The sequence below is a fragment of the Bradyrhizobium niftali genome (assembly GCF_004571025.1).
Classification (GTDB): Bacteria; Pseudomonadota; Alphaproteobacteria; order Rhizobiales; family Xanthobacteraceae; genus Bradyrhizobium; species Bradyrhizobium niftali.
The window spans coordinates 61827-79658 of the sequence record NZ_SPQT01000004.1; the positions used below are offsets into that span (position 1 = coordinate 61827).

The 17832-nt window shown below is 64.7% G+C and carries 15 protein-coding genes and 1 pseudogene; 8 read left to right on the forward strand and 8 right to left on the reverse strand.

Annotation, left to right across the window (positions count from 1 at the left end; translation table 11 throughout):
• The first annotated feature begins 80 nt into the window (after window positions 1-80).
• Window positions 81-1973, forward strand: a complete 1893-nt coding sequence (locus tag E4K65_RS10970; RefSeq protein ID WP_135174176.1) for a caspase family protein — start codon at window positions 81-83, stop codon at window positions 1971-1973.
• Window positions 1974-2083: 110 nt separating this feature from the next.
• Here the strand turns inward: E4K65_RS10970 and E4K65_RS48605 are convergent.
• Both E4K65_RS48605 and E4K65_RS10980 read right to left on the reverse strand, forming a co-directional pair.
• Window positions 2084-2248 (reverse strand): annotated as a pseudogene (locus tag E4K65_RS48605) (amidohydrolase); the annotation flags it as partial.
• Window positions 2249-2299: 51 nt separating this feature from the next.
• On the reverse strand, window positions 2300-3661 hold the full coding sequence (locus tag E4K65_RS10980; RefSeq protein WP_167770718.1) for an ABC transporter substrate-binding protein: 1362 nt from the start codon (window positions 3659-3661) through the stop codon (window positions 2300-2302).
• Window positions 3662-3863: 202 nt separating this feature from the next.
• Here E4K65_RS10980 and E4K65_RS10985 point away from each other — a divergent pair, with 202 nt between their 5' ends.
• Window positions 3864-5717 (forward strand): ATP-binding protein, encoded by a 1854-nt coding sequence (locus E4K65_RS10985; RefSeq protein WP_167770719.1) that lies wholly within the window; start codon window positions 3864-3866, stop codon window positions 5715-5717.
• A gap of 141 nt (window positions 5718-5858) precedes the next feature.
• Here E4K65_RS10985 and E4K65_RS10990 read toward each other — a convergent pair whose 3' ends face one another.
• Complete coding sequence (locus E4K65_RS10990) at window positions 5859-7031, reverse strand: M20 aminoacylase family protein (RefSeq protein WP_135174179.1); 1173 nt, start codon at window positions 7029-7031, stop codon at window positions 5859-5861.
• 112 nt (window positions 7032-7143) lie between these two features.
• A complete protein-coding gene (gene purB, locus E4K65_RS10995) occupies window positions 7144-8451 on the reverse strand; it encodes an adenylosuccinate lyase (RefSeq protein WP_027548669.1) in 1308 nt (435 codons plus the stop codon).
• 543 nt (window positions 8452-8994) lie between these two features.
• Here purB and E4K65_RS11000 point away from each other — a divergent pair.
• Entirely contained in the window at window positions 8995-9582 is a 588-nt protein-coding gene (locus E4K65_RS11000) for a TetR/AcrR family transcriptional regulator (RefSeq protein WP_167770720.1), read from the forward strand.
• A gap of 15 nt (window positions 9583-9597) precedes the next feature.
• Here E4K65_RS11000 and E4K65_RS11005 read toward each other — a convergent pair whose 3' ends face one another.
• The 4 genes from E4K65_RS11005 to E4K65_RS11020 all read right to left on the reverse strand — a co-directional run bounded on the left by E4K65_RS11005 (window position 9598) and on the right by E4K65_RS11020 (window position 13312).
• Window positions 9598-9903: a hypothetical protein gene (locus E4K65_RS11005; protein WP_027548671.1), complete on the reverse strand. Its 306-nt coding sequence runs from the start codon at window positions 9901-9903 to the stop codon at window positions 9598-9600.
• 94 nt (window positions 9904-9997) lie between these two features.
• Window positions 9998-11035, reverse strand: a complete 1038-nt coding sequence (locus E4K65_RS11010; RefSeq protein WP_135174181.1) for an MBL fold metallo-hydrolase — start codon at window positions 11033-11035, stop codon at window positions 9998-10000.
• 245 nt (window positions 11036-11280) lie between these two features.
• A complete protein-coding gene (locus tag E4K65_RS11015) occupies window positions 11281-11934 on the reverse strand; it encodes a response regulator (protein ID WP_135174182.1) in 654 nt (217 codons plus the stop codon).
• A 7-nt stretch (window positions 11935-11941) separates the two neighbouring features.
• Entirely contained in the window at window positions 11942-13312 is a 1371-nt protein-coding gene (locus E4K65_RS11020) for a sensor histidine kinase (RefSeq protein WP_135174183.1), read from the reverse strand.
• 178 nt (window positions 13313-13490) lie between these two features.
• Between E4K65_RS11020 and E4K65_RS11025 the strand changes: the two genes are divergently transcribed.
• The 5 genes from E4K65_RS11025 to E4K65_RS11045 all read left to right on the forward strand — a co-directional run bounded on the left by E4K65_RS11025 (window position 13491) and on the right by E4K65_RS11045 (window position 17830).
• Window positions 13491-14261, forward strand: coding sequence for a MotA/TolQ/ExbB proton channel family protein (locus E4K65_RS11025; protein WP_135174184.1), 771 nt, complete (start codon window positions 13491-13493; stop codon window positions 14259-14261).
• Window positions 14258-14929, forward strand: coding sequence for a DUF2135 domain-containing protein (locus E4K65_RS11030; RefSeq protein WP_027548675.1), 672 nt, complete (start codon window positions 14258-14260; stop codon window positions 14927-14929). Before E4K65_RS11025 ends, E4K65_RS11030 begins: the two co-directional genes overlap by 4 nt.
• Entirely contained in the window at window positions 14922-15527 is a 606-nt protein-coding gene (locus E4K65_RS11035; RefSeq protein ID WP_135174185.1) for a hypothetical protein, read from the forward strand. Before E4K65_RS11030 ends, E4K65_RS11035 begins: the two co-directional genes overlap by 8 nt.
• Before the next feature lie 117 nt (window positions 15528-15644).
• Entirely contained in the window at window positions 15645-16385 is a 741-nt protein-coding gene (locus tag E4K65_RS11040) for a metallophosphoesterase family protein (RefSeq protein WP_135174186.1), read from the forward strand.
• 5 nt (window positions 16386-16390) lie between these two features.
• The gene (locus tag E4K65_RS11045; RefSeq protein ID WP_135174187.1) at window positions 16391-17830 is read left to right on the forward strand and encodes a serine/threonine protein kinase; all 1440 of its coding nucleotides are present in this window, start codon (window positions 16391-16393) and stop codon (window positions 17828-17830) included.
• Window positions 17831-17832 lie beyond the last annotated feature (2 nt).

Below are 17832 nucleotides of genomic sequence, written 5' to 3' on the forward strand. Positions count from 1 at the left end.
CATGACTCCGCTTTCGAAACCTTTGTGTGACGCACGTCACGCTCGGGACGTTTGCATTCGGCCATGCTGCGAATATTGTCATGGAATTGCATCCGGGGGGACTGCGAGTGATTCCGCTCCGACTGTTTGGTTTGTTGATTATTGCGATATGGCTCACCTGCGGACCGGCTCAAGCCGAGAAGCGGGTCGCGCTTGTCATCGGCAATTCCGCCTACAAGAACGTGCCGAAGCTGGCAAACCCCGTGAGCGACGCCAGCCTGATCGGCGGCGTACTGAGGAGAGCCGGCTTCGACACGATCGATGTCAGGCAGGACCTCAGCGCGTCCGAGATGCGCAAGGCGCTACGTGAATTTGGCAACAAGACGCGCGACGCAGATGTTGCCGTGGTCTACTACGCCGGTCATGGCATGGAGGTGGACGGCGCAAACTATCTCATCCCGACCGATGCTACGCTTGAGACCGATACCGACGTCTATGACGAGGCGCTGCCGCTCGATCGCGTGCTGGTGACGATCGAGACAGCCAAGCAGCTTCGGCTCGTTATCCTGGATGCGTGCCGCGACAACCCGTTCGCCAAGAGCATGAAGCGGACGGTGGCCTCCCGTGCTATCGGCCGCGGGCTTGCCAAGGTTGAGCCGACCAGCCCGAATACGATGATTGCGTTCGCGGCCAAAGCCGGTTCGACGGCATCAGACGGTGACGCGAGGAATAGCCCGTTCGCAACCGCCTTGGCCGATCATCTGCCAAAGCCCGGCCTCGATCTGCGCAAGGCCTTTGGCTTCGTGCGCGACGACGTGCTCAAGACCACCGGCTACAAGCAGGAGCCGTATGTCTACGGTTCGCTCGGCGGTGACGATGTCCCGCTGGTTGCGGCCAAGCCCGCTGCCACAGGTCCGCAGGCGAATCCGCAGGATGCCATTCGCAGGGATTATGAGCTCGCGCTGCAACTCGGCACACGCGACGGCTGGGAAGCATTTCTGGGGCAATATCCCGACGGCTTCTATGCCAATCTGGCCAAGGGGCAATTGAACAAGATCGCCGCTGAAGAAACACGCGCGACGGCCGAACAAAAGGCGAAGTCGGCCGAGCAGGAGAAGGTAAGACTCATCGCCGAGCGCGCCCAGAAGGCCGAGCAGGAGAAGGCGGCCGCCGCGGCCAAGGCGGCGGAAGAGGCCAGGATCGCGGCGGAGAAGGCGAAAGCGATCGAGCAGGCCAGGGCGGATGCTGCCGAGCAGCAGCGCAAGGCGGCCGAGGCCGCCGCTGCAAAGGCGCTTGCGGAGAAGCAGGCGGTGGAGAAGGCCAAGGCTGAGCTGGCCGCCAAGCAGGCGGCGGAGAAAGAGGCAGCCGCCGGGGCGACGAAGCAGACGGCCGACCGGCAGATGTTGCCCGACGCCGAAAGCCAGAAAGTTGCAGCGCTCGCACCCGCGCCGACATCGACCGCAGCGGCGGCCGATCTGGCGAAATCAGTGCAGAGCGAATTGCGCCGTGTCGGCTGCCTGACCTCGGCTGCGGAGGGCGAGTGGACTTCGGCCGCGCAGCGTTCGCTGACGCTCTTCAACAAATATGCCGGCACCAAGTTTGACGTGAAGCTGGCGAGCCTTGACGCGCTCGATGCACTGAAGACGAAGCCGGGGCGCGTCTGCCCGCTCGTGTGCAATTTCGGCTTCAAGGCCGACGGCGATCAATGCGTGAAGATCACCTGCCGCGCCGGCTATCGCGTCGGCGACGACAACGAGTGCGAGAAGGTGCAGGAGAAGAAGCCGGTTGCGACGCGCGAGGACTCCAGACAGCGCGATGATGAGCGCAAGAAAAGCGAGTCCGTGCCGTCCAAGCCGCAGGCTACCGGCCAGATCTTTTGCAACAGTACGGGGTGCCGGCCGGTCCGGCAGGGTTGTCGGCTCGAAGGATGGGGCAACAGGAATGCGGGCATGACGAGCGGCGGCGGCACCAGCATGGTCGAAGTCTGCAACTGAAGGCGCGAGGATTCAAGAAGCGCGATCAGGACCGGAAAGAATCGGAGTCTGCGGCGCCAAAGTCGCAGCGCGTCGCTACGCTCGTCCGGGCAGCAACAGCGAATGTGAGTCTAACCCGCCGGCATCCTTGTCTCGACCAGCCGCCCCCAGCACGACGGGCCGTGGCCTAAAATATTGTCGTTGAAGACGTAGGCCGGGTGGTGACATTCGTTGCCGTCGCCCGTGCCAACCAGGATCATAGCGCCGGGACGCGCCTCCAGCATGAAGGAGAAGCCCAATGGGGCCGCGCACGGCCCCAACTTTTCCAATTGGACAACGCATGCCCGCTACCCGCGGATCGCCGCATTGGCCCTTTCGGCCGCGCCAGTCATCGCTTCCTTCGCCGGCCTCGCCCCGTTGACCACTTCATTCACGCCGATCATGAAGGCGTCCAGGATCAGTCTCGAACGCGGATGGAAAAGGATTGCCTTGGCGCGGTCGACGTCGGCATTCTGCAAGTTTGTCAGCGCCGCCTCGGCGGCCTGCGGGCCGAACGCCTTCTTGAAGCCCTCGCTCGACCAGGCCGACACGCGTGTCGTCGCCAGCCCCGCTGCAGCAGTGCGCAGCGAGGTCGCCTTGCTCGTCGCCCAGAGCAGGAACAGGAAAGCCGCCCGCTTGTTTCGAGATCTGGAATTGATGCACGCCTGCCAGTGCGACATGAAGGGGACGGGTCCGCGACCGGCGAGATGCGGAAAGGTTGCAAATCCGGCCTGCTTGGCGACACGGCTTTTCGCGGGATTGGAGATGTCGGTCGCGAAGTTGCTGCTGTCGATCGCCATGGCCGTCCGCCCCTGCAGGAAGTCGTCCAGCACGTGGTACCATTCGTAGCTGCCGACGCCGGCAGGCCCGGCCTGGCCGAGCAGCTGTCCGTACATCTCGACGGCCGCGATCCCCTCCGGGCTCGCGAAAGCGACCCTGTTGTGCTCGACCATGGCCCCACCGTAGGAGAACAGGAAGCCCATGGCCGGTGGGGAGGAATTGCCGCTGGCCTGGGCCCGCATCGCGATCCCCGACATCCCGTTGGTCTTGACCGCCTTGGCGGTGACAAGCAGCTCCTCGAAAGTCTGCGGAATCGGCAGGTCCTTGGCTGCCAGCGCATCGCTGTTGATGAACAGGGTCATCGCCTCCGAGGTAATCGGGACGGCGTACCGTTCGCCGTCCGACCACAGCGGGAAGGCTCGGGCCGTCCTGAGCAGGTCGCTCTCGTCATACCAGGCGGGGTCGGTCAGCGACCTCTGGGAATAGTAGCCGTTCAGTGGCTCCACCCATCCGTTCGAGATGCCCTGGCCATAGGTCGTGAACATGAAGACGTCGGGCGTGCTACTGCCGCGAGCGAGCCTGATCGGCAGCGCGCCGAGGTAGGTGGTTTCCAGTTGGAAATCGATGGTGACGTTGATGCCGGTGAGTATGGTGAACTCCGGCAACAGCGGCGTGATCGCGTTCGACCACGGATGGATCGCGCCCGAAAGCGCGATCGTCTGTCCCGCAAATTGCTTCCAGTCGATCGCGGCGTTGGCGTGAGCCGCAGCGGGCTCCTCGGCAAAGCTCCAGCGCGGCAGCGCGGTCAGGCCCGCGCCAGCCGCCCCCAGTCCCTTGATGAAACTGCGCCGGCTCGCCGGATGGCTCAATGAGTTTTCACCCTGTGCCATGATGATGCTCCTTGAATCAACCAAGGGCATTCATCCATAGCACACGCTCGGGGCCGCAGCCCTGCGACATCACGGCCCTCCCGCCTGGCGTATCCGATGAATGTCGGGTTCCCGACCTCCCTATCCGTGCTATTGTCCTGTCATGCTCTGGCGTCGGCACCAGAACACGCGCGGTCACACGAGCATCGAAGACCCACGGCCAATGTCCGTTCCTGTTCGGGCCCTGCCTCTGCGATGGTTTGCTCGTCCGCTGATCCTTGCGGTCGCAGTGCTTGTGACCCTGTTTGCGGCGACCAGCTTCCTCGGCCTGCAATATTGGCAGGAGCGGCAAGCAGTTCATCACTTCATCGAACATAGCCGCCAGGTCCTCGAAACGCTCGATCGGCTGCGGGCGATCGTCGCGGAACTGGAGACTGAAAGGCGCGGGTATCTCATGACCCTCGACCCGGCCTATCTCAAGGCTTACGGCGTCTCTGACGAAAGTGTACGGCGGGAGGCTCAGGCGCTGCAGATATTGGTCGCGGACGATCCGTTGCAGGGCCTTCGGGCCGGCCATCTGGCGTTGACCGTTACAGCCACGCTGCGCGAGATCGACGAGCTGCTGAAGACGGCCGGCACGTCCGGGCTGGCCGCGCTGGCAATGATCCGCAGCATGGACGAGATCCGCTCGCAAATCGACCAGATGGTGGATCACGAGCGCTTTCGGCTCGCCGACCGGGAGGCGCGCGCCGAAGCATTCGAGCAACGCTGGACATGGCTGATCGCTGGCGCCGTTGTCCTCGTCATCGCGCTGGCCGGCGCGGCGCTGGCGCTCGCGCGGCTCGAAACGAAACGCCGGAGAAAGGCGATCGAGGAGAATATCCAGCTCCAGAGTGATCTTGCAGCACGGGATATCAAGATCAGGCGCCTGTTCGATGCCAACATCATCGGCATCATCATCTGGGAAGTCGAGGGGCGCATTCTCGAGGCCAACGATGCATTCCTGCGCATCGTGGGATACGACCGGGAAGATCTCAACGCAGGGCGCCTGCATCGGACCGACCTCACGCCGCCGGAATGGCGCGCCCGTGACGTGCAAACCGTGGCGGAACTGAAGCGGGTCGGGACGGCCCAGCCATTCGAGAAGGAGTACGTGCGGAAGGACGGAAGCCGTGTGCCGGTGCTGATCGGCGGGACCATGTTTGGAGAAGATGCGGACAACGGCGTCGGCTTTGTCCTCGATCTGACGCCTCTCAAGCGGGCGGAAGCCGAAGGCCGCGAACACGAGCGGCGCTACCGTGAAGCCCTGATGGAGCTCGCGCACGCCAATCGCGTCACCACGATGGGGCAACTAACCGCTTCGATCGCCCACGAAGTCAACCAGCCGATCGCCGCGATAGTCGCGAACGCCGAGGCCGGGCTGAATTGGCTGGAGGCTCAACCGCCAAATCTGGAGCGGGTTCGACAGACGCTCGACTGGATCACAAAGGACGGCATGCGAGCCGGTGACATCATCGGCCGGATCCGGGCGCTGATCAGGAACGCGCCCCCGCAAAAGGAGACTCTGGAGATCAACCAGGCGGTGCTTGAGGTCATCGCGCTGACACGCAGCGAAGCGTTCAAGAACGGCGTGTCGGTGCGGACGCAATTTGCCGATGGCTTGCCGCCGGTTCAGGCAGATCGGGTTCAACTTCAGCAAGTCGTGCTCAACCTGATCGTCAACGCGATCGAGGCGATGGCCGCGGTCGGCGAGGGGGGACGCGAGTTGCTGATCAGCACCGGTCGGCATGGATCGGACGGCGTCCACGTCACCTTGCGGGATTCCGGTCCAGGGCTGGATCCGAAGAACGTGGAGCGCCTGTTCGAAGCCTTCTACACCACCAAGCCCACGGGCATGGGGATGGGCCTCGCCATCTGCCGCTCGATCATCGAGGCGCATGGCGGGCGGATGTGGGCCGGCGCAAACGAACCTCGGGGCGCCTTCTTTCAGTTCACCCTGCCTCTTGCGTTAGACGAGACCGCACCTCGCCTGCTGGAGGCGGATGAGGTAAGTGGTCGACGCTCTGCGGCTCGATGACGGGCTCCGCGTAGCCTGATCCTCTGCGGGAATGTAGCCCGGATGAGCGAAAGAGACATCCGGGACACGTCAAGAGGATCGGTATTCGCGTTCCCGGGTGTCGCTGCGCTCACCCGGGCTACACGTGCAGCGAATACAGTCTCAACCCGCCGCCATCCTCGTCTCGATCAGGCGCACCCAGAACGAGGCGCCGTGGCCGAGGATGTTGTCGTTGAAGACATAGGACGGGTGGTGACATTCGTTGCCGTCGCCCATGCCGACCAGGATCATCGCGCCGGGACGCGCCTCCAGCATGAAGGAGAAGTCCTCGGCGCCCATCATCGGAATGAACTTGTCGTTGACGCGGTCGGCGCCGACGATGTCGCGGGCGACGTCGGCGGCAAGGCCAGCCTCGCGCGCATGGTTCATCGTCACCGGATACATCCGCGTGTATTTCGTCTCCGCCGAGCCGCCATAGGCGCGGGCGACGCTCTCGGCGACCTCGCCGATGCGGCGCTCGACGAGATCGCGCACCTCGGGGTCGAGCGTACGCACGGTGCCGCCGAGTTCGGCAACCTCCGGGATGATGTTGAAGGCGGTGCCGGAGTGGAATTGCGTGATCGAGATGACCGCGGATTTGAGCGGATCGACGTTGCGCGCCACGATCGATTGCAGCGCATTGACGATCTGCGAGCCGATCAGCACGCTGTCGACCGATTTGTGCGGACCCGCGCCGGCGTGGCCCCCCTTGCCGTAGACCGTGATCTGGATGTTGTCGGAGGAGGCGAGCATCGCGCCGGGGGTGGTCGCGAAATGGCCTTCGGGCAGGTTCGGCATGTTGTGCATGCCGTAGACTTCCTGGATGTTCCAGCGCGTCATCAAGCCGTCCTCGACCATCGCCTTGCCGCCGCCGCCGCCTTCCTCGGCGGGCTGGAAGATCACGATCGCGGTGCCGTCGAAATTGCGCGTCTCGGCGAGATATTTTGCCGCGCCCAGCAGCATCGCGGTGTGACCGTCATGGCCGCAGGCGTGCATCTTGCCGGGGACCTTGGAGGCGTAAGGCACGCCCGAGGTTTCCATGATCGGCAGCGCGTCCATGTCGGCGCGCAGGCCAATCGTCTTGCCCGAAGCGGATTTGCGGCCGCGGATCACACCGACCACGCCGGTGCGGCCGATGCCCGTCACCACCTCGTCGCAACCGAACTCGCGCAGCTTGTCGGCGACGATGCCGGCGGTGCGGTGGACTTCGTAGAGCAATTCCGGGTTCTCGTGGAAGTCATGGCGCCAGGCGGCCATTTCGTCGGAGAGTGCGGCGATGCGGTTGACGATGGGCATGAGGGGATCCGTTCTTGTTCTTGCTGTAGCCCGGATGAGCGAAGCGACATCCGGGATCTTGTGAAAGGATTCCCGGGTATCGCTGCGCTCACCCGGGCTACGGACGTGACGCTCAGCTCTCGCCGAACACGCGCTTGAAGATCGTGTCGACGTGCTTGAGGTGATAGCCGAGGTCGAACTGCTCCTCGATCTCGGCGTCGGTGAGATACTTCTTCACTTCAGTGTCCTTCTTCAGGAGCTGGAGGAAGTCGCCTTCGCCGCGCCAGACCGGCATGGCGTTGCGCTGCACGAGCTTGTAGGCGTCCTCGCGGCTCGCGCCCTTCTGCGTCAGCGCCAGCAGCACGCGCTGGGAGTGCACGAGGCCGCCGAGGCGATCGAGATTCTTCTGCATGTTGGCGGGATACACCAGCAGCTTGTCGATCAGGCCGGCAAGGCGCACCAGCGCGAAGTCGAGCGTGACGGTCGCGTCAGGCCCCATCATCCGCTCGGCGGAGGAGTGCGAGATGTCGCGCTCGTGCCAGAGCACCACGTTCTCCAGTGCCGGCGTCACATAGGCGCGCACCATGCGGGAGAGGCCGGTGAGGTTTTCGGACAGCACCGGGTTGCGCTTGTGCGGCATGGCGGAAGAGCCCTTCTGTCCCTCGGAGAAGAACTCTTCGGCCTCCAGCACCTCGGTGCGCTGCATGTGGCGGATCTCGACCGCGATGCGCTCGACCGAGGAGGCAATCACGCCAAGGGTCGAGAAATACATCGCGTGGCGGTCGCGCGGGATCACCTGGGTCGAGATCGGCTCGGGCACGAGGCCCATGGCTTTTGCAACGTGCTCTTCGACGCGCGGATCGATCTGCGCGAAGGTACCGACGGCGCCGGAGATCGCGCAGGTCGCGACTTCCTTCCGCGCCGCGATCAGGCGCTCCTTGGCGCGCGAGAATTCGGCATAGGCATAGGCGAGCTTGAGGCCGAAGGTCACCGGCTCGGCATGGATGCCGTGGCTGCGGCCGATGGTCGGCGTCATCTTGTGCTCGAAGGCGCGCTTCTTCAGCGCCGCCAGCACCTTGTCGAGGTCGGCGAGCAGCAGGTCGGCGGCGCGGGTGAGCTGGACGTTGAGGCAGGTGTCGAGCACGTCGGAGGAGGTCATGCCCTGGTGCACGAAGCGCGCCTCGGGGCCGACGATCTCGGCGAGGTGGGTGAGGAAGGCGATGACGTCGTGCTTGGTCTCGCGCTCAATCTCGTCGATGCGGGCGACGTCGAAGGTGGCGTTACGGGCTTTGTCCCAGACCGTCTTGGCGGCCTGTTTCGGGATCGTCCCGAGCTCGGCCAGGGCGTCCGCCGCGTGCGCCTCGATCTCGAACCAGATCTTGAACCGGGTCTGCGGCTCCCAGATCGAGGCCATTTCCGGGCGGGTATAGCGGGGGATCATCAGACTGCTCCAGGAAGGTGGGCGGCGGCCCCAGGGGGCGGCGACCGGCCAAAATGCTTTTTACGCCGTGATTTAGCAGAGCGGGGAGGGCGAAACAAACAATGGAGGCAAGGTAACGGGGGATGACCGCTGGACCCGCCCGCCGGGCCAGCGGGTCAAAAGGGAGCTGTCAATCACGGATCATTGACTGACAGATATTGAAATCTGTCAGCGGGACGTGTATATCCGTTCTCGGATGCTCCGATTGGGCATCCCGCGGCCACCCCCGGAAGCCCCGACGTCCGAAACAAATGCGGATCGAGGGACGAAATTGAAGAGAGGGGACCGTGGACGAATGGAGACTTACGACAATGACGACCGAAATCATCAATTTGACCGGGACGATTGGGCATTGGCTCAATTTACTGGTGGCGCGCCAGATCGCGGCGCAAGCTGCAAAACTGCCTCATTGAGGCGAGAGCTTTCCGAAACGACCGGCACGGGCGCTTCGGAAGCAGCTCCATCGCCGGGTAACTGAGCCCTCAACGGGAACATGGTGCTGGCATGAATGAAGCCGTTGTCTTGACGCCGGAGCGGATCCTCGAAGTTACCGAGGACGTGCTCAGGCGCTACGGACTTGCCAAAGCCACCGTGGTCGACGTTGCCCGTGCGCTCGATGTGAGCCACGGCAGCGTCTATCGCCATTTCCCGAGCAAGGCCTCGCTACGCGAGGCCGTTGCCAAACGCTGGCTTGACCGGATCGACGCGCCGCTCCTGGCGATTGCCAAGGAGCAGGGGCCGGCGCCTGACAGGCTCGACCGCTGGCTGCGCACGCTGTTCGCCGCCAAGCGTTCGCGCGTGCTCGACGACCCCGAGATGTTCGAGACCTATCTGACCCTGGCGCGCGAGGCCTGCGCGGCCGTCAAGTGCCACAAGGACACCATGATCGATCAGATCTCATCGATCCTGACCGACGGCGTGAAGCAGGGCGTGTTCGAGGTGGGCGACGTCAAGGCTACCGCCCGCGCCATCTTCGATGCCACCGTCCGCTTCCACCATCCGGCCCATGCCGACGAGTGGAAGGATGCCGATCTGCCCGCCCGCGTCGATGCGACGCTCGCGCTGCTGCTGCGCGGGCTGAAGGCGGCATAGACCGCAACGCCTAACTCAACCTCTGGCCTTGTGAAGAAGCGCGCCCTCACGAACGGAGGGCGAGGCAGTTGCGTGCCTGCGCGGGTGAAACGCGCCGTTGGCTGTCGGAACGACCGGCGGGCTCTCCGGATATGCATTGACTGCAATTTCGACGACATCCTTTGACCGCTTTCGAAGGCGGTAGAATGTCAGCTCCTGCTCGAGCATGGGGCAGTGGAAGTGGACGACGGCCGTATCGGGCAAGCGGCAAAGTTCGTCGATGAGCTCGCCTACGGTGATGATTGGGGGATGGTCGACTGCCTTGTGATGGGCCTTACTCATGGCGCAACTCCTTCACTCTGCTATTAACCGCAGCGCGACGGTGTCGGTTCCATTCCGCACGGCTACAGCGTTGGATAAAGGTGCGAACTGCGAGCTAGAGCGCCGGTCCTAATCGCAAGCTGCGCGAGCGCAATATGCCGAACGGGTCTTCGCGCGCGGCCAGTTTGCGATATGTCGCAAGGTCGTCAAGCGTGGGACCTTCTCCGCGTTTGGCAGTCCCGTCCGAAGTCGTTCCAACCGGTATCGACGTGCCGAGGCCGGCATAGAGATAATTGTTTCCGAATGCCTTCTTGAGCGCAGCAAAGGTCGGCTCACCGGTGCAGTGACCCGGTGCGACGCTGTCGACCTTGAACCTGTCCTTCAGAGCGGTAACGACTTTCCCGATTGCCTCGTCAGGTGCAACGACGAGATGAAATCCACCCGCGATGAGATGAATCCTGGGATTGATAGCTGTCGCCGCCTCGACGATCCGTTCGATCCCGGGGTGCGAACAACCGACCAGAAGGACTATGCCGTCTGCCGTGTTGACGGCCAAAGACAGCTCCTTGAGTTCTCTTGTCCCGGGCGCGTCGGAGATCAGCGAAATAAGCGTGATACCAGGCGCAATCTCGGTCGTTTGATCGACTAGTTCGAAGTTTGCGTTGGCCCATGCCGTGCCGAACTTCATCACCTCGGGGGGCTTGCCTCCATAGTACCGCATCTCCGGGGCCAAGGCCTCGTCTTTCCGGTAGAAGCCGGAAGGCAGCGACGAGCCGTAGATGCCAAATCCTTCCTTTGGCGCGTAGATCTTGACAGCAGGATTGACGCTTAGGACGTAGGACAGCCCCGCCATGTGATCGGAGTGGCGGTGCGAAAGAACGACAAAGTCGAGGTCCGAGAGATTGACACCCTTGGCCTTCACGTTTGCGGCGAAGACCTCGGGGTCGTTACCCGTATCGAACAGGATGCGCTTTCCCGCGATTTCGACAAGGGCCGAAAATCCCCAGTCCCTTGTCATCGCCTCGTTTGTGCCGAAGGCGTCGTAAAGAATGGTGATGTGATCTTTCGCCCCGGTTGTTGCGCTTTCAGCGGTTCCGATCGCGAAAACGCTGGAGGCAATCAGTGCTGCAAGAAGACTGTCCCGGATGTTCATGGAAGCGTCTCCTGTTGTTGTACAAAACATACAACGGGAACGAGGGCGGCTTCGAGAGAGCGTTCAAAGGGGCTCGCGTTGAAAAATCGGAACCTGATAGACACTCGCTGGCGGCCTCGTGCCAGAGGCCGTGCCTGGGTCGAGCTTAGCACAATCCGAGAGAGACTGGAGACCTTCGTTGACGCGGCCGGTCCGGAACCAGATATTCGCAGACTTGGGCGCTTCAAACCTCCAGCCGCTAAGCTCTAGATTCTCGTCAGCCCGCAGCTCGCTGCAAGCCGCACCAGTTGCGCATCGGTGCGCGCGCCGGTCTTGGTCTTGATCAGATAGTGATAGTTCTGCACCGTCTTGACGCTGAGATTGAGATGCGTCGCGATCTGCTCGGTGGTGGCGCCGCCGGCGAATTGGCGCAGGATCTCGATCTCGCGTTCGCCCAGTTGATCCAGCACTGAACCGGTCGGCGACAGGCTGTCCTCGGCCAGGACATGCGCGATGTCGTCGCTCATGGCGCGCTCGCCGCGGGCGACGCTGCGGATCGCATTCACGACCGCGGACGGCTCGCTGCTCTTGGTGACGAAGCCAGAGGCGCCGGCGCTGAAGGCGGCCTTCACCAGCACGGCCTCGTTGTGCATGGTGAAGACCAGGATGCGCGCCCGCGGGCTGCGCGCGCGGATGTTGCGGATTGCCTCCAGCCCGCTGGCGCCGGGCATCGAGATATCGAGCACGACGACGTCAGGGGCGTGCGCCTTGAAGGCGCCGTAGGCATCCGCCGCGTTGTCGGCCTCCGCCACGACATGCAGATCGCCCTGGCTTTCCAGCACGCGCCGGTAGCCTTGCCGGACGATGGGGTGGTCGTCGACCAGCAGCACGGAGATGCCTGTTGCTGCAACCTCGCTCATCTCGGCCTCACGCGGCGAGCGGGATGGTGGCGGCGACGCTGAGGCCGCCTCTGGCCGGCAGGATCGAGAGCGACCCACCGGCGGCTGCGACGCGCTCGCGGATCCCGGTGAGGCCGAAGCCGGCCGACTGTGCGACGCGTTCCGCATCGCCGCCGCCGTCGTCCTCGACGCGGATCAGCAGCGCGTCGTCCTCGCCGGCGCGCCGCTCGACGCGCAAGGAGATCTCGCGTGCCGAACTGTGGCGCAGCGCGTTGGTCAGGCATTCCTGGGCGACGCGATAGGCGGTGGTGGCGGTCGGGCCGCTGATGTCGGTGAGATCGCCCCTGAGGTCGAGCTGGATCGTCGGCCGCGCCGCGCTCTGCGAGCGCCAGCTGTCGACGAGATTGACGAGGCTTGCCTCCAGTCCAAGCTCCTCGGGCAGGGGATTGCGCAGCCGTTTCAGGGCATCGCGCAGCGAGGCCATCAGATGATGCGTGGCCTGCGAGATCATCCGCGCATCCTGCGCAATGACGTTATCGCTTTTCTCCTTCGCGCTCGCCGTCTCGATGGTGTTGGCGAAAGCGAGGATGGCCGCGAGGTTTTGGCCGAACTCGTCGTGCAGCTCGCGGGCAAGCGCGCGGCGTTCGTCGTCGCGAATCTCGATCAGCCGCCGCGTCAGCGCCGCGCGCTGTTCGGTGGCTTCTTCCAGCCGGGTGCCGAGCTCGCCGACGGCACCGCCGATCATCGCAAGCTCCATCGAGCGGAAGCGCGGCAGTTTTGTCCGATAATGGCCGCGTGCCATGCGCTGGAGTGCTGTGACGATCGTGCGTGCCGGCGCCAGCGTATGCGCGATCGCAAGCGACGCCAGCAGCGCAATCGCCGCCGCCATCAGCAACGCAACGTCGATGACGTTGAGGATGTAGTCCCAGGCGAGCGAGATCGCGGCCGTGGCGTCGGGCGTCGCAACCACCGTGCCGGCGGCCGCGGCGCGCGGACTGACGGGCCGCACCACCTCGGCGTGGCTGCCGAGGAAGGTCGGCACGATCGATGCGAACCAGCGCGGCGGCGTCTTGCCGAGCCCCTCGCTCTGGCCGCAAAGCGGCTTTTCGAATGCGGCGGCGGGCTGGAACTCGACGCAGACGCCGGGCGAGATCAGCTTCATCGTGTTCAGCGTGCGCCACTCCGGAACCGGCAGCAGATGTTCGCGCGCTCTGCTGCTGCGCAACAACAGCTCGTGCCAGTACAGCGCCTGAAGCGCCTGCGCGACCCGCTGCGCCGACGCCGCGGTCGCCCGGTCGACGCTGCGATAGGCGTCGAACGTGGCCCATACGGTCGCCGCGCCCAGGCAGAGCGCCACGATGAGCAGCAGACGGGCGACAAGCTGAAGCACGAGGCGCATGCGATCACCCCAAAGTTTGGTAAGGTCAGCCTAACAACGCCGCCGCGCCTTGCCAATCGCAGGGAACGGCAGGATCGCAGCTCGGGCAAATTTCCCAAGCCGGATTGGGCATGGCTCTTTGGACCGGGCACGGCGGCTTTGATCTAATCGGTGAGGAACAAGGTCAGGAGCGGTGCAGATGAGTTCGATGACGATTGGGCCGATCGCGGGCGCTGCCGCCGACCCATCCGAGCGTAGCGCGCTGCTGTTCTGGATGATCTTCACCGGGCTGTCGGTCTTCGCCGTCGTGCTGCTGTGGCGCTTCGGTCTGATCCACCTGATGCTGACCTCGGACCGCACCTACATTTCCAGCGTGATCGCGCTGCTCTATGTCGTCACCTGCGGCCATTGCTTCCTGCGCACGCGGGCGATCGCGCGCGAGGGGGCGGCGGCGAGGCGCTGCCGGGCGGTGCTCGCGGCGCCCGATGGCAGCAAGGTGCTCGATGCGAGCGCGACCGCACTGCCGCGTGGATTGGTGCGGGATCATATCGACAGCCTGGTCACCAAGGCCGCCGCGCAGGACTACCGCCCGGTGGACCAGACGCTGCTGCTGCGGACGCTGGCCGACCGCCTGCGCGGCTCCAACGGTTTCGGCGCCTTCGTCTCGGACACGCTGATGAAGCTCGGCCTGCTCGGCACCATCATCGGCTTCATCATCATGCTGGCGCCGATCGCGGGGTTGGACGCCGCCGACAAGGTCGCGATGCGCTCCTCGATGGGGCTGATGAGCGACGGCATGGCGGTGGCCATGTACACGACGCTGGCGGGTCTCGTCGGCTCGATCCTGGTCCGCATCCAGTACTACATGCTGGATGCCGCGACCCAGCAGGTGTTCTCGGATGCGGTGGTGCTGACCGAGACCTATGTGACGCCGGTGCTGGAACGCAAGGGTGCCGGAACCCCGTCATGATGGATGATTTCGGTCTCTATCCGCGCGAGGAGCCGTTCGATCCGCTCGGCGTGATGCTGTTCAAGGCGCTCCAGGTGATCGCGTTCCTGTTCTTCCTCGCGTTGCTCGCGGTCTCTCCCGACGCCAAGGACGGCAAGATCGACTCCAAGGCCGAGTTCATGATCACGCTGGACTGGCCGGATAACCACCCCGACGATCTCGACCTGTTCGTGCAGGATCCCGCCGGCAACATCGCCTGGTATCGCCACCGCGAGGCCGGCTTCCTCACGCTCGACCGCGACGATCGCGGCGGAGCCAACGATTTCATCATGGTCGCCGGCAAGAAGATCGCCTCGCCCATCCGCGAGGAGATCGTCACCGTGCGCGGCATTGTCGCCGGCGAATACACCGTCAACGTCTCGCATTTCGTGGCGACGACCGGCGAGCCCGTCACGGCCAATGTGAAGGTACAGAAGCTCAATCCGACCGCGCAGGTGGTCTTCGACAACAAGTTCACGCTCGACCACACCGGCGACGAGAAGACCGCGGTGCGGTTCCGGCTCGATGCGGAAGGAAAGGTCGTCAACGTGGACCAGCGGCCGAAATCGCTGCTGGAGACGTTCCGCAACAGCTGGCGCAACGGCGCCGATATCGACCCGAGGACGCGGGTGAGGGTGCGGCGTGAGTAACCTGCAAACGGTCATCCTGACGCTGTCGGTCGCCTATGCCGTCATCGGTGCGCTGCTGCTGGTCGTGCTGGTCTATGCGCGGCTGCACTGGTCGCTGAAGGCGGTCGCGGTGGTCGTAACCAGCGCCTTCTACGTCGTCAGCTTCACGGAAATGCGCGGGCTGCTCGGCTGGGCGAGCACCGAGCGGCTGCCTGCTACCTTCAAGCTGCTCCAGGCCCGCATCGTCGAGCCGCATTCGCTTGAGGGGGATCCCGGCTCGATCTATCTGTGGGTCGAGCAGCTCGATGAGGACAATCGCCCGAGCGGCATCCCCCGGGCCTTCCGCGTGCCCTACGACGACCGGCTGGCCGACAAGACCCATGCCGCACAGAACGAGATCGCGGCCGGGCATCCGCAAGGCGGTCGCGCCGCGGATTTCGGCGGTGGCAACGGCAGCCTGATCGACATGGTCCGGGAATATGTGACGCCCAAGACCATTTTGGAGACCAGCGGCGGCGATTCCTCGACCGGTGAGTTCACCGCCCCGCCGGCCGGCGCGCAAGGCGTCGTGTTCACGCCACTGCCGCCGCCCCGGATGCCGCCGAAGGACGAGCAATAGACCCTTGACCATCGCGGCGGGGGCGCGCTGGAAAACGGCCCCGCGCTGGCGCATCCTGTTGACGTCCCTCAATTTGGCCTTATCGGCTTTCGATAAGAACCTGAGGGTGGAGGGTGCGTGCTTCTCGCTGTCTTATCGGATATCCACGGCAACCGGCAGGCGTTCGAAGCCTGCCTGAAGGTTGCCCGTGCGAAGGGCGTGGAGCGGTTCATCCTGCTCGGTGACTTCGTCGGCTATGGCGCCGATCCGGAATGGGTCGTGGATACCGCGATGGAGCTCGTCGCCGGGGGCGCCGTGGCCGTGCGCGGCAATCACGACCAGGCCGTGAATTCCTCGGCCGAGACCATGAATGCCGACGCGCAGATCGCGATCGAATGGACCCGCGGCCGGCTCGACACCGCGCAGCGGCGGTTCCTGGCCGAATTGCCGATGCTGGTGGAGGACAGCGACCGGCTGTTCGTGCATTCGGAAGCCTCCAGTCCGCAGCGCTGGCACTACGTCCGCTCGACGGCGGATGCCGCCAAGAGCCTGATATCGACGTCCGCCCATGTCACCTTCTGCGGCCACATCCATCGTCCCGCGCTCTATTCGATGTCGGTGACGGCGAAGATGACGAGCTTCGTGCCGAAGACCGACGTCCCGGTGCAGCTCCTGCGCGGACGGCAATGGCTCGCCGTGCTCGGCTCGGTCGGCCAGCCCCGCGATAGCGATCCGTCCGCATCTTTCGTGCTGTTCGACACGGTCTCGTGCCAGATCACCTATTGCCGCGTGCCCTATGACATCGCGAGCGCGGCGAACAAGATCCGCGAGAACGGCCTGCCGCCCTGGCTCGCCGACCGGCTGTCGCAGGGACGTTGACGGCGATGCCGAAACCCCTGGTCAAATCGGGCGCGGAGATCGACGGCTACACCATCGGCGAATGCGTTCATGCCGGCGGCATGGCGACGCTGTGGACCGTCACCCATCCCGGCATCGACGTCCCCCTGCTGATGAAGATTCCGCGGGTGTCGGAGGGCGAGGACCCCGCCGCGATCGTCTCCTTCGAGATGGAGATGATGATCCTGCCGCGGCTCGCGGGCCCGCACGTGCCCTCGTGTTTCGGCACCGGCGATTTCGCCCACCAGGCCTATGTCGTGATCGAGCGCATCGCCGGGACCACGCTCTACAAGCGGCTGGCCGACCTGCCGCTGCCATACGAGGAAGCGCGACTGCTGGTCGCGAAGATCGCGACCGCGCTTGCCGATCTGCACCGGCAGCACGTGATCCATCACGACATCAAGCCGAGCAGCATCATGTTCCGCGAGTCCGGCGAGGCGGTGCTGATCGACTACGGCCTGTCGCACCACAACCATCTGCCCGATCTCTTGCAGGAGGAATTCCGCCTGCCTTACGGCACCGCGCCCTACATGGCGCCGGAGCGGCTCCTGGGTGTACGCGACGATCCGCGCAGCGACCTGTTCTCGCTGGGCGTGCTGCTCTATTTCTTCACGACCGGCGAGCGGCCGTTCGGCGAGGGCGAGACGCTGCGCGCGATGCGGCGCCGGCTGTGGCGCGATCCGCATCCGCCGCGCGCACTGCGCGCCGACTATCCGCCCTGGCTCCAGGAGGTGGTGCTGCGGTGTCTCGAGATCGAGCCGGTGCGGCGCTATCCGACGGCGTCCCAGCTCGCCTTCGATCTGACCCATCCGGACCAGGTCAGGCTCACGACGCGCTCGGAACGGATGAAGCGCGACCCCCTCAGCGTCGCCTGGCGGCGCCGCTTCAACCAGGGCGTCATGCAGCCGCGCGCGAAATCGGATGTCGCAGCTCAGATCGCATCGAGCCCGATCCTCGCGGTCGCGCTCGACACGGCGGAAGGCGCGCCCGAGCTGAACGAGGCGCTGCGCGTCACCACCGAGCGCATTCTCGCCACGCTGCCCTCGGCGCGGCTTGCCTGCCTCAACGTCCTGAAGCTCAACCGCATCGCGATCGACCGGACGCTGGATGAGCAGGGCTCCAACAAGCATATCGACCGGCTGGTGGCGCTCCGGCATTGGGCCACGCCGCTGAAGCTGGACGAGAGCCGGCTGTCGGCTCATGTGCTGGAGGCGGTCGATCCCGCCGCGGCGATCCTGGAATTCGCCGAGGTCAACCACGTCGACCACGTCATCATCGGTGCGCGGCAGGGCTCGTTCAGGCGCACGCTGCTCGGCAGCGTCTCGGCCAAGGTGGCCGCGGAAGCGGCCTGCACCGTCACCGTGGTGCGGCCGCCGCGGATGGCTGCGGATGCGGACGAGACGGGCGCCGGTGAGGCGGCGGGATAGGT